Below are 13,488 nucleotides of genomic sequence, written 5' to 3'. Positions count from 1 at the left end.
CAATCATATTTGATATGGCTTCTAATTTATTTTCATGAACTGAGCTATTTGCAGCACTTTGAGCTTGTTGATTAATTCGCTCCATACCAGCTCGATAATCGATAGTAGCCTCACGATTTGCATTTTCAAAAAATGGTGCTGCTGCTTTCGTTGACAAAACTCCTAATAACGCACAAGCTGCAAAAGTAGTAATCAGTTGAATTCTTATACTCTTCCGCACACTCTTTACTAATTTCTCAATCAATTCTCTTGTTTTCCTTACATAAGTAAACGGATTAAATATCTTTTTCAATCTTATACCCCACTCCCCATACTGTTTTTATATATCTCGGCTTCCTTGGATTCTCCTCAATCTTTTCACGTACTTTCCGAATATGCACCATTACAGTATTATCAGACTGGAAAGATCTTTCGTTCCAAACCTTTTCATAAATTTGTTCAGCACTAAAGACCATATCTGGATTACGAGCTAGCAATTCTAAAATCGAAAATTCCCGTGGAGTTAACTTCACTTCTTCTCCCTCTACAATGACTTTATGAGTTGAGATGTTTATTATCATATCTCCAATTTCTAACTCGTCCTCATTTTGAATAGCAAAACCATTCATTTTCATATAACGACGTAGCTGAGATTTAATTCTTGCGATTAACTCTAACGGATTAAACGGTTTTGTTACGTAATCATCTGCACCTGTTGTTAATCCTAAAATTTTATCCATATCTTGCGTTTTTGCCGAAAGCATAATAATCGGCATTTCCTTCGCTTCCCTTACTTTCATACACATATGAATACCATCTACTTTCGGCATCATAATATCCAACACAACTAAATGCACTTCATTTTCTTCTAATATACGTAACCCTTCTTCTCCGTCCCCTGCCTGCAGCACTTTATATCCTTCGTTCTTTAAATAGATTGTAATAAGATTCCTAATTTCTTTTTCATCATCTACGACAAGTATTGTTTCCCCGGCCATACTATCTCCCCCATCAGTTTTTAATCCCTAACTTCTATTATAAGAAAACTTCTGAAGAAAAACGCTCGGAAATCCTTAAGATTTTCTGAAGACGCAAAAAAGGTCTAGACTCCCCTTAAGTCTAGACCTTTCAAAAAACCCTCTTATTTACGAACGTAGATGAAATATAGTACGAATAAAACTCCCATAACATACATAATTGGATGAATCTCTTTACGACGACCACTCACAACCATTGTAATTGGATAGAAGATAAACCCGATTGCAATTCCTGTTGCGATACTATACGTAAGTGGCATAGAGATGATTGTAAAGAATGCCGGTACTGCAATCTCGAATTTCTTCCAATCAATTTCTCCTAAAGATGAAACCATCAAGATTCCTACAATAATTAGAGCTGGTGCCGTTACAGCTGGTGTCACAACACTTAATAGTGGCGAGAAGAAAAGTGCCAGTAAGAAGAATCCTGCTGTTACAACTGCTGTAAATCCAGAACGCCCCCCTGCCGCTACCCCCGCAGACGATTCAATGTAAGACGTCGTAGTAGATGTACCTAGAATTGCACCAATTACAGTTGCAATCGCATCTGCAAATAATGCTTTTCCTGCACGTGGTAATTTATTGTTCTTCATTAATCCCGCTTGATTCGCAACCGCTACAAGCGTACCCGCTGTATCAAAGAAATCAATAAAGAAGAACGTGATAATAACAATCGCCATTTCAACAGTGAAAATATCTCCAAAGTGAGTTAATGCCACACCGAACGTTGGTTCTAGACTCGGTATTGCTCCCACTACAGCTTTCGGAGTATCAATTAATCCTGTTGCTACTCCTAAGATTGCCGTAAGAATCATGCCGTAGAAAACAGCACCATTTATTTTCTTAATCATGAAGATGATTGTAGTAACAACTCCGAAAATCGCCAGCAACGTTGTACCCTTCGTTAAATCCCCCAATCCAACAAGGACGGCATCATTTTTCACGATAATTCCGGCATTTTGGAATCCAAGGAAGGCAATGAATAATCCGATACCCGCCGCTACTGCAAACTTTAACTCTACTGGAATTGCATTAATGATTTTTTCACGAATACCTGAAGCAGTAAGAATAATAAAGATAATACCTGACATTAATGTTCCAGCAATCGCCGTTTGCCACGGAATTCCCATCGTTAACACCGCTGTATAAGCAAAGAACGCGTTTATTCCCATACCTGGCGCTAAAGCAATCGGATACTTCGCAAATATCCCCATAATTAACGAACCAATCGCCGCTGCTAATGCTGTAGCAACGAATACTGCACCTGGATCCATCCCTGTACCTGCTGGTAATCCTTTAACATTTCCAAGCGACAGCGTAGCAGGATTGACAAATAGTACGTAAGCCATAGATAGAAATGTCGTTAACCCTGCTATGAACTCTGTTTTATAATTTGTGCCGAGTTCATCAAACTGAAAATAGCGTTTCATCTTACGTTTCCCCCGTTATATGATTACTCGCCGTATTTCACCCTAGCCCTCTTTTATTTATAAAAATAAAAAAGGCTCCCATTGCATATACATGGAAGCGCTCTATAAACAAAGACAAGTTTCCCCTCATCTTTATACAAACGCCTCGTAGTCAAGCCATTTACGGTAGCTAGGTAGAAACTTTCGGGCCATATCCCCGATATTATACGACGGCATAATATTCACTTTTTGTTTGAATTACATACTCATATTAACTCACAATAGGGTGTGTGTCAATTTAAAAACGAACATTTTTACAAAGTTTTATATTTTCGTTCGTGTAATCACTTAAAAACAAAAAGATCCATCTATACATAAAATGATAGATGGATCTTTCATTATAATACTATTCCCACTCAATAGTTGCTGGTGGCTTGCTCGTTATATCATACACGATACGGTTAACGTGTTTTACTTCGTTTACGATACGTACAGAGATTTTCTCTAATACGTCCCAAGGGATACGTGCCCAGTCAGCTGTCATACCGTCGATAGATGTTACTGCACGGATACCTACTGTGTAATCGTAAGTACGCTCGTCACCCATAACGCCTACGCTACGCATACCAGGAAGCGCAGTGAAGTATTGCCAAACTTCGCGGTCTAATCCTGCTTTTATAATTTCTTCACGTAAAATTGCATCAGATTCACGAACGATTTCTAATTTCTCTTCTGTAATTTCACCTAATACACGAATACCAAGTCCTGGACCTGGGAACGGTTGACGCCATACGATTTCATCAGGAATTCCTAGTTCTGATCCTAATACACGTACTTCGTCTTTAAATAAAGTGTTTAAAGGCTCAATTAATTTGAACTGCATGTCTTCAGGAAGTCCACCAACATTATGGTGAGATTTAATTGTTTGTGCAGTTGCTGTACCACTTTCAACGATGTCTGTGTAAAGTGTACCTTGCGCTAGGAAGTCCATTCCTTGTAATTTAGAAGCTTCATCATCAAATACGTAAATGAATTCATTACCGATGATTTTACGTTTTTGCTCTGGATCTTCTACACCTTTTAACTTGTTCATGAAGCGCTCTTGTGCATCCACTTTAATAACGTTCATATGGAAGCCTTCGCTAAATGTTTTCATAACACCTTCTGCTTCATCTTTACGAAGTAAACCGTGGTCCACGAAAATACATGTTAATTGGTCACCAATCGCCTTATGAATTAATACTGCTACAACAGAAGAGTCTACACCGCCGCTAAGTGCGCATAATACTTTTTTGTCTCCAACAGTTTCACGGATCTTCTCTAATTCTACTTCGATAAAGTTCTCCATGTTCCATCCTTCAGAACAACCACATACGCCGAATACGAAGTTTTTAATTAAATCGTTACCGTGCTCAGAGTGACGTACTTCTGGGTGGAATTGTACACCGTATAAGTTTTCCGCTTCATTGCTCATACCAGCAATTGGACAAGACTCACTTGTTGCATCTACTACGAATCCTTCAGGTAAACCAGTTACTAAGTCACCATGACTCATCCATACAACTTGCTCTTCTGGAAGGCTCGCATATAATTTTGATTCGTTCTCTACTTTAAGAACAGCTTTTCCATACTCACGGTGGTTGGCACGTTCTACTTTACCACCGAAGTATTGCGTCATAAGCTGCATACCGTAACAGATACCGAAAATCGGTAATCCTAGTTCAAAGATTTTTTCATCACAATGTAATGCACCTTCACCGTATACACTATTTGGTCCACCAGAGAAAATAATCCCTTTTGGATTCATTGCTTTAATTTCTTCTGCAGTAATTGTATGCGGATGAAGTTCACTGTATACACCGAACTCACGAATTCGACGTGCTATTAACTGATTGTACTGACTCCCAAAATCTAAAACGATAATTGTATCATGCTGCTTCTTCAAAATAATCACCCCAACGTTAGTTCTCGTATATAAATATTTTCACCAATTTAGCAAAAAGAATTACCAATATAATAAAAAAAGCCAGTCCTCCGCCTCTAGTCTCATAACAAAGAAAAGGCAGGGGTCTGGCTTTATAAAGAAAGATAGTCTCCGCTCTTTATAAATATAAGACACACTGCCTTCATAGTCAGGTTGTTTACGGTAACCCGGTAGAGACTCTCAAACCATATCATTGAGGATATATGAAGGATCGTTTTATATTATCTTCCTAGATTCTAACAATGAAGTATGAGTATGGTCAAGAGAGAAAGCGACAAAATTCTACAGAAATTAATTTCCTTTTCTCAAAAACACAAAAAAACGGAATAATACCATTCTGTCCATATGGTTTTAAACTGCAATATATTTAACCTTAGTAGAAACGAATAGCATCAAATCAACAATTTACTTGTATTAAGTGTAGGGCCTTTAACCTTGATTTAATGTGATCCATTATATTTCATCAGAAAAATATTAGCATATGGTTAGCAAGCGATGATATATGATTAGATTTATAACTCTTACCCCAAAAAGCGATGCACATTCTATACACATCGCCTTTTACAAGTGATCACACAACCCACATGCGTTGAAATAACAGTATATACAGGAACGGTTCATTTGCTATACATTGCCATATCGGATTTAACAAGGCCAGCATCCACAGAATGTCTTCAATTATTATTCAATAGATGTTTCTACAGAAAAGATGCTTATAACCACCTTTTCAAGCACCACCACAGCAAACGGATTGTTCAAATTTACCAAACCATCCTCCAATGCACTAAAATCACTACTATATCTACAGATAGAATCCCAGATATTTCTTAATAATTGACTATTTTTATTAGAATTCCTTTAAATCAATAAAATCCCCATCCAAACCATCTAAATCTAATTTATATATAAGTCCACTAATATGTTTAGGCAATTGTCCGTCTATAAAACTTTCTGGTACGATTTTTGGGAACCTTTCATCGATTTCATATTTCATTACTTCGAGCAGACGATATGATCTTTTACGAACTTCACTGCTAATTGGGTATTTTAATTTTTCAAGTGCACGTTCGATTTCCGATTCTTCTACGCCCAAGCCCAATAATTTTATAACTATATCTTGAATCGAAATACCGTATACAGCAGGCTCAAAACGATAAAACAACAAATATTTTGCCTTTAATTGATACTGACTATTAATTGTAATTTGCGAACCATAACGTGCTACCGTCGATTTTACTTCATATCCGCCATCCTCGCTATCGAAATCTACAGAGCCACCAAATGGGCCTATCCAAGAAATTTCTTTCCCTTGTTTTAACAAGTAATAGTAACTAAGCATTTCAGCAAGTACACTATACGTTGCCTTTTCGATATTCGCATTTCCCATAAGTTCTTTCATAGCATGCCACCATGAAATTGGATTTTCTTGAATTTCTTGATACGATTCCGCATCCAGTACCTTCTCTAAAAAACCAGTACAAACAATCGCAAAATCATTGTATAACTTCGGATGATCAGATACGAGCATTAATAAATGGTGCTCTTCACCATCAAGTACATATTCTTTTGTATAATAAGAAATGCTGGCGAACTGCTCATTTACATGTTTATCTGCCGGAATTTCAATAGCAATACCTTGCATATCACCAATTTTCACAATCCAATAATACTGCTCTTTTAATGTAATGGAACGTTTTGCAGATGTTCGAAAATAAGCGAAGCCTTCTCTAATTTTTTGTATTATTTCCATACACTCGACTCTTTTCTCCAATTTTGCTAAATGTCATTCAAAAAATACTTATACAAATCCATTACATATGTTTCTATGCCACCATCTACTAAACTAGGTTCAAGCATATTTAATCGCGCTGTGTTTAATTTCAATACCCGACGAAATAATTGAGGCACTTTGACTTTGCTACTAGAATGCACTTTATACTGGCGCATCATTTCACGTGTTAATCCCACACGATAACCGCCGCTACCTGAACGATCAAGTAGTTGCAGGATTTCATCTGCCGAATTCCCCTTTAATATTTCATATGTTTCTTCCTCTGTCCCTTGCCAAGAAAGATGAATATACCACCAAATACTCTTCAACCAAATACGTCGTGTCCCTTTATAAAAACGTTGATCATTCCCTCCAAAACGTTCGTATACTAAGTCAGGACATACTTCCAACGATAAATAACGCCATATCTCATCTTGAGCTGCTAGTCTCTCGTTAAAACCGTAATCTTCTTTTAGCATATGGTACAATATCAATCCCATATGTAAATCAAATGCATAAGAATTAATTTTCTTCGTTTTATCCATTAAAAATTCTTTCTTTTCGCTCATCATGATTTCACGTAGCTGATCAAAAGGTTCTTTGACTTGGCGTGGTGCACAGTTTTCCGGTTCAGCCTCAATTTGTTGAAACTTAAATTTCGCTTGTGCTTTTGTATAAATTACATCTTCCCACACTAAATTCCACCTGCCTTTACCCGTATTTCTAAATCTTTACGTAAAGACATCGAGAGTTTTTCTGGCGTATCGAAATCCCAATTTAACGTTGTTTTAAAATAATGCATGACTTGTCCGATAGAACCATCTTCGCAGTTTTTCCCATCCTGAATATCTTGCCAATCCGGACATGCCATCAAGTTTTGCAAAATAAGTTGCAATGCGCCTGCTAAAAATTCTACATATAACGCTTGATCAAGTTTCGTTTTCGGCTTTTGAATCGATGGGAATGCAATATGTGCTTTATTCAAATAAATCGCGATATATTCTTTATCAAACGGTTCAACTATCGGATCCGAATAGTTGAAATCTACATACCATAAAGGTTTATCTGGTTCATTGACAATCACAATAGGAAACGTTGAGCCAGAACCATCTAAAATAACTACCCATTCTACTAACTCACCTAAAATTGTACCTGTCAGTTGTGCTTGTCCCCGCATACTATTGCGACTCGCCTTTTTCAAATAAACAATAAGCGAAATATGTACTTCACCAAATAATTTATCCTTTTCGAAATAATACTCAATCGGGATAATCACATCATTCGATGTTGTATTCGTAATCGTCGCAAGCGGTATTACACCGCGCTGAGAAGATTGCTTTGACAACCATTGCAATGCAATCCCTAACTCTGCATCAGCATTGACCAATTGAGTAGAACTAAACAAACTAGATGGGCAACCTAATACTAAATTACCGGAGAGCCCTAAACCCTTTTCTACATAGTCCCAACTATCGTCATCATTACTTAACAACGTTTTATACTCATAGTCTGCAGTTTGATGGAGAGCTTGTTTTGTACCATCTTCATCTTTATAAAAAAATTGTATATTAGCTGATGCATCTAGCAGTTCTTCCATTGCCTCATCATAAATCCGATACATACTAACCTTATTAGCCATTTTCTACACTTCCTTCTGGCCTCATCAACATCTCCACTTGCACATGTGAATCTGTACATACGAAAGCTAAAATCCCCGTACAATCTACTGCTAGCTTGTTTTTTTCAATACGTATAGCATGTAACACTTTGTTCTCACTTTTTTGAGAATTAGATTTCCCAAATAAGCCGGTTGTATTCGGGAAAGAGATGCGTGTGATTTGCGCAGGGAATGGTGTCCCTACACTATCTGCCGCTTCCCAATCTTTTGCTGAAATCTTGCCGCCTTCAGAAGCAACAAAAAGCTCCAATGTAAAAGCAGCGACATTTTTCGATAGCTTCAATTGAAAGTGAACTTCTAAAGCACCTGTATCTAAATATTTTTGTGACATAATCGTAAAACTATTACCTCGACTACCTACTATATTAGTAGTTTTTTTTGCGCTACCAGCTCGATTACGACTCGACGCACGACGACCAAAGCCAGTCGGTGGCAATAACATCTTCCCGACATTACGTGCCAGTGTATTCATGAATTGTTTTTCTTTGACTTCTTCTTTATTTTCATAGGAGGCTTTAATTTTACGACGTACCTGTGATCGAATTTTCTCTACAATATCAAATGGTTTGCCTTTGATAATAATATCCGTCCACGATGTATGATCCGCCATTTCACTTTTACGTAAATACGCCTCTAAATCGATGACGTCATCCCCTGAATTCAGTAGCTTTGTATTGGAATTCGGCACAAAAATGGCGACTAAGTATTCATCCTTTTCCATTGCGCCAAGCCCCTTGCACCATTCGCCATCCGTTTCATAATTGACTACCATTCCTGGTCTTCTCGTATAAGCCATTAATGGTGCATTCTGCTCACCCATCGTATTTTTTTCATCTGTACATGTAAACGGACTTGGACCATTCACTGGTGCTAGCATATCTAACTCTTTCTTCGTGAACTTTTTATATGCTACACGCCCCGTATTATTTACTTTATTGTGTTCAAAATAATTACGAATTTGAATATCATTGATGAAATAACGTTTTGATTTACCATCGAGTGCGGCTGCATTGTACATCATTTGTAGCTCAAAGAATAATGGTAAAAAATCATCCTTTTCTAGTAGCTCCCCATTGATATGCCCATCTAAATATTTGCCATAAGCATATTTTTTATTTGCTAAACGTGGTGCATACCAACGTTGCATTGCCACACGAATATAATCTACTACATTCGATTCCCACGGTTTGTTTTCATTTGGATTGAATTCATGCTTGATAAGGAGTTGCTGTTCATCAATAAATGGAATAATAATTTTCGTTCCTGTACGCTCTCCCTCAAACGGCTCAATAGATAAGGAGTGTAAAATATCACGAATCATCGCCTCATCTGTAATTGGAATTGTATCATGACTATCGGATGCTACAAGTTGGCCCCACCAAGCAATTCCACTCGGCACTTTCCCTTCAGATTTTGGAATAATCGTATCTGGTAATTTCTCATTTTCTACTAACGTCGCAGCTAAACGATGCTCGTACTGACCATCGTCATTTAAAATATGTGAATAATAGATAACTAAACCAATGCCTACACGGAAATAGACAGTCTTCCCTAATCCCCAAGACCCTCCAGCACCCGGTGTTTCTTGTGCCATGCTAATCCCATAAATCAGTTTGAAAACATTGCCGTTTGGTGAATGTTTAAAGTCTAATGAACCCGTTAATCCGGTTGTATTGGCATCCTCAATATAAATCGCCTTTTGTGGCGATGCTCCAAACTTTTCGTTTAATCGATCTGCAATTCCATCAAAATGCCTAGCAAAGCTCGGGACATCGACATCCTTGATGCCAATATCCACAAATACAGAATCGTGCCCTTCTACACGAATGCCCGCATCTAAACTATTTTGCACAGCTTCACGTACAAGTAAATCTAGAATCGGTAAATCGTTATTTTGAATAAGTTTTAATAATGAGTTACCAGATTGGGACATTTTCCCGAACTCTGCAATCTCGATTTGCATTATCCTTCTCCTTCTTCCATCTCAGACTCACCCATTAGATTTTCAATACGAATCGACAATTTTGTCGCTAAATTTTTACCCGAACGATACCCTGGTACAAATAAACTTATACCAATTAAATCTTCAGAAGCATTTAAATCATAACGCTTACTCGCTTCTTTTATATTCGGACTTTGTTTCTTTGTAAACTTTGAATCTTTGTCGATACGATATAAAAGTAGCTGTGGTGTTAAACCGATACCAGCCTCTTTACGCATTTCATTAACCACACTTTTCTTCAGTTGCTTTTCATCAATTTCTTCTAATTGCTCTTCAATACGTGCACGCTCTTCTTTGCCGGCCGATGTCAACTTGTATTCATCTGGAATCGAATCATACATTGCTTTTGTCATATCTGCATATAAATCAGAAGGTGTTCGTAATACCCCAATATTGATTTTGTCACCCGCCGCCGTACCACGACGACTACGTGTAACAAGTCCTACACCACGACCACCGACTATCCATTGTTTATGTTTATCATCATCTAATTTACCACTACCTGATAACACGACATTCCAATTGGTAAAACCAGCTTCTTCTTTTTTCTTTTGATACCATTGATAGAACGATTCAATATTTGCAAACTCACTTGGATCACTGAATCTAAATTTGCGAAAGAAATCATCCATAATTTGTTGGAACGGTACATCTTCCCAGTAAATACCTCGACTATTGCGTGTTTCACTTGGTGTGCCTAGATGTTGTAAAAAGTGTTCTGTTACTTCAATATTGTGCTTCAATACCTCTGTATCATTATCGAAAATAATCGTTTGGCTTGATGTGCCAGAGAAGTCTAAATCGATTTCCTCAGCACTTTGCATACGATTTTTTGCTGTAATACGTAGCCATGTTAGTTTTGGCGAGTTTTTAATTTTTGGTCCATATTCGTTGGCATCCATACCTTCTAAAATATATGTTTCAATATCCTCACGCAGTTCTTCCTCAAGCGTCGCCATAAATCTAAACTTCGCCTCTGTATCCGTTGTTAGCCAAATACGCGGCAGCATTTCATAACCTCTACGGTAACCGAAGAAACGCCCCATTTGCAGTAATGTATCTGCTTGCGAAGTTGTACGTAAGAAATAAGTGCTCACTAAACCTTCTATTGTTAATCCCCGCGATAACGTACTACCACCAATAACAATAAATGCTGGTGCTGGTGCTGGATAATTCGGTGACTTAGGATCTGGATAAACTAAACGGACATACTCTAAATCTTCTGTAATCCCATTATTTGCACAGTTATCAATACATAAATGAAGACCGTCATGATATTCCATTCGTTTTGTATCTTCTAATACATTAATGTGAGAAGGATTATAGCGGATTAAACGTTTTAACTCTTCTTCGATTTTTTCAAATGGCGGATAATCTTTCACATCACCTTTATTTGGGTATACTTCAAACTCCATTTCAAAGTCTTCTTTTGTAAACTTTTTTTGTTCTTGTTCATATAACACACGGCATGCTTCAATGATTTTTACTTTCGATGTCCTACGAAAATAGTCGTTAATTAAATCCGCGAAAATTTGATGATGCATTTGCTTTTGACTAGTGTGTACAAGCATACTAATCGGCTTTTTATATTTGCGATAACGCATAATTGAAGTCGCTAATATAAACCAATGAAGTGCATCTTCAAATGATTGCGGCAAATAATCTTCCTCTTCTTTATGAACAGCATTGACTAAATCACGATCATTTGCTTTAATTTCACGTATCATTGGCAACCCTCGATAATATTCATTATTTTCTAAGCCGAAAATTTGTTTTGCACCAAAATATTCTTTTGCAGGATTTAATACTGCGACAAAATCACGTGGATATAAGGATTCTTCTGAAGCTTCATTTAAAAAGTTTGCATAAGGTGTAGCAGTGTAGCTAACGTAGTTCATACTGAACGGTTTCGAACTATCATTTGCTTGAATATTCACTAGCTCTACAATTGCTTTATTCAATGCTGTACGTTCTGCTTCTGAATCATTTACATCTTTTGTATTGATCCCACCTTGATCTGCTTCATCATCAATAATTAAAATGCGCATTTGTGAAAGCTTGTTGCCGTCTTCTTTTAACCAATGGATTAAATCATTTAAACGTGTTTTATTTTTTAAACATACATTTAAATAACGTTCACGTGACCCCTGATTTAATAGTAAGCTAGTTACCTTATGAGATGAACCTGGCTTTAATGACAGCTGACTTAAACGTTCCCAAGAAAGATTACCTGATATTTTAAGATCATCTATCAAACGGTCTTCTGTTTGTTTACGTAAATTTTCAATTGTTCCTGACAAAACAATGAATAAATTAAACTCCCAATCTGCAGCCATTGCCATTAATGCAGCCATACTCGCTGTTTTACCCGACTGTACGTGACCAATCGTTAATCCTTTTACAGGTTCGGACGTTTCTACGCGCAGTTTTCTTAAAATACTAATCGTTGTATTTTCTACGTCTTTTACAGATTCGGTTGTCCACCCTTGCTGGATCAGTTTGTTTTTATATAGCTGCCAGCTACTTGTCTCATTATTTGGAATCGTTAAATCATTATCTTGTCGGCGACTCAAAATACGATTATTGACAATTTTTTCTTCAATTGTCTGCATACGTTCTTCAGCTTCACGCAAAAATGTCACAATCCCTAGCCAAAGCATTGCATCTAAATCTTCAGGAATGATATCTTCTTCCTTTAATAATTCAAGTTTGTTTTGCAGTCCCTCTTCATCTTGTTTACCATAATATTTTATAAAACCCCAGTCACGTCCTCTATTACGTAACTTTTCGATTATAGCTCGATGTTCATCATATTTAGGTGAATAAAAATCAGTCATCATGCTTATCATCATTCCATACCTCGCTTTCTAACTAAAAAAACACTTCATTATTTCATACACAATATTAATCTTATATTGCATTTCAATATGGTAATAAATAGTTGAGAACCTTTATAAAATGAAGCTGCTATTCGCCCACATTTTATGCGCAAATCTCTTACTTTAATATTAATAACTTTACATGTAATCGCTTAATATTGTCCACCTGAACATATGTAAAAAAAATCTTCTAGCTAGAGCTTGTCATTCCACTCTCTAAAGGTTTTATTACAAATACCTTAATGAAAATCCAAGCAACTTCCTCTATCAAAGCGTTGTCATTGTTAGTACTGGCATAAGTGAAACTAGAAATAAAATACCCGAATCGTGGGATTACTCTTAGGTCGTGATAAACAAGAGTTCAGGTTAGCCGAACCAATACTATAAAGTCAGCTTACCATAACACGAGTCAAGGATGTTGCCACTGTTTATAGCACAGTATGGGAGCCTTAGAGAAGCGACGACAACTCCTTGCAGAAATCGGTCGGGTCGGGATTCTATTGATTACGATTATATAGGTGACTAGCGATACTTTATTAGATAAAATGGCAAAGTGCTTGCTTTTATAGAAATATCGTGTAAAAACAGCGGTAACTTAAGAATACGCTCAACACAACGAAGAAGTTGTATATGTTATTAACACCTAGCCTTTAGTGGCTAGGTGTTCTATGTTCTAAGCGTTATCGACTCGTAGCATACCGAAGTTATATGTTATAAAGGAATATTGCTCCAGTTATTCACTGTAATAA

9 protein-coding genes and 2 riboswitches (1 of these 11 running past the window's edge) are annotated in these 13,488 nt (G+C 37.0%); all 9 genes read right to left on the bottom strand.

The features are described from left to right. Window positions 1–292, bottom strand: partial view of a sensor histidine kinase gene (locus tag EXW56_RS01605; RefSeq protein WP_215597138.1) — the 5' end (the start) only. 1,214 nt of this gene lie to the left of the window's left edge; only the first 292 of its 1,506 coding nucleotides appear in the window; it begins with the start codon at window positions 290–292; its stop codon lies beyond the left edge, outside the window. Further along, on the bottom strand, window positions 276–977 hold the full coding sequence (locus EXW56_RS01600) for a response regulator transcription factor (protein WP_002201986.1): 702 nt from the start codon (window positions 975–977) through the stop codon (window positions 276–278). The genes EXW56_RS01605 and EXW56_RS01600 overlap by 17 nt, the downstream gene beginning before the upstream one ends. A gap of 143 nt (window positions 978–1,120) precedes the next feature. Next, window positions 1,121–2,446, bottom strand: a complete 1,326-nt coding sequence (locus EXW56_RS01595) for an NCS2 family permease (RefSeq protein WP_002091603.1) — start codon at window positions 2,444–2,446, stop codon at window positions 1,121–1,123. Window positions 2,447–2,574: 128 nt separating this feature from the next. Continuing rightward, window positions 2,575–2,676: riboswitch (purine riboswitch) on the bottom strand. 155 nt (window positions 2,677–2,831) lie between these two features. Further along, window positions 2,832–4,370 (bottom strand): glutamine-hydrolyzing GMP synthase, encoded by a 1,539-nt coding sequence (guaA, locus tag EXW56_RS01590; protein ID WP_435868467.1) that lies wholly within the window; start codon window positions 4,368–4,370, stop codon window positions 2,832–2,834. Window positions 4,371–4,534: 164 nt separating this feature from the next. Continuing rightward, a riboswitch (purine riboswitch) is annotated at window positions 4,535–4,636 on the bottom strand. Window positions 4,637–5,256: 620 nt separating this feature from the next. Next, window positions 5,257–6,159: a PD-(D/E)XK motif protein gene (locus EXW56_RS01585; RefSeq protein WP_215597137.1), complete on the bottom strand. Its 903-nt coding sequence runs from the start codon at window positions 6,157–6,159 to the stop codon at window positions 5,257–5,259. 26 nt (window positions 6,160–6,185) lie between these two features. Further along, the gene (locus EXW56_RS01580) at window positions 6,186–6,875 is read right to left on the bottom strand and encodes a DUF6339 family protein (protein ID WP_215597136.1); all 690 of its coding nucleotides are present in this window, start codon (window positions 6,873–6,875) and stop codon (window positions 6,186–6,188) included. Next, window positions 6,875–7,819 (bottom strand): hypothetical protein, encoded by a 945-nt coding sequence (locus tag EXW56_RS01575; protein ID WP_215597135.1) that lies wholly within the window; start codon window positions 7,817–7,819, stop codon window positions 6,875–6,877. Before EXW56_RS01575 ends, EXW56_RS01580 begins: the two co-directional genes overlap by 1 nt. After that, entirely contained in the window at window positions 7,812–9,821 is a 2,010-nt protein-coding gene (locus EXW56_RS01570) for a hypothetical protein (protein ID WP_215597134.1), read from the bottom strand. Before EXW56_RS01570 ends, EXW56_RS01575 begins: the two co-directional genes overlap by 8 nt. After that, on the bottom strand, window positions 9,821–12,712 hold the full coding sequence (locus EXW56_RS01565; protein ID WP_215597133.1) for a Z1 domain-containing protein: 2,892 nt from the start codon (window positions 12,710–12,712) through the stop codon (window positions 9,821–9,823). Before EXW56_RS01565 ends, EXW56_RS01570 begins: the two co-directional genes overlap by 1 nt. Window positions 12,713–13,488: the final 776 nt, after the last annotated feature.

The organism is Bacillus mycoides (genome assembly GCF_018742245.1).
Taxonomy (GTDB): Bacteria; Bacillota; Bacilli; order Bacillales; family Bacillaceae_G; genus Bacillus_A; species Bacillus_A cereus_U.
Note: the sequence above shows the minus strand (reverse complement) of the source record. Positions and strands in the feature narration are given on the sequence as shown.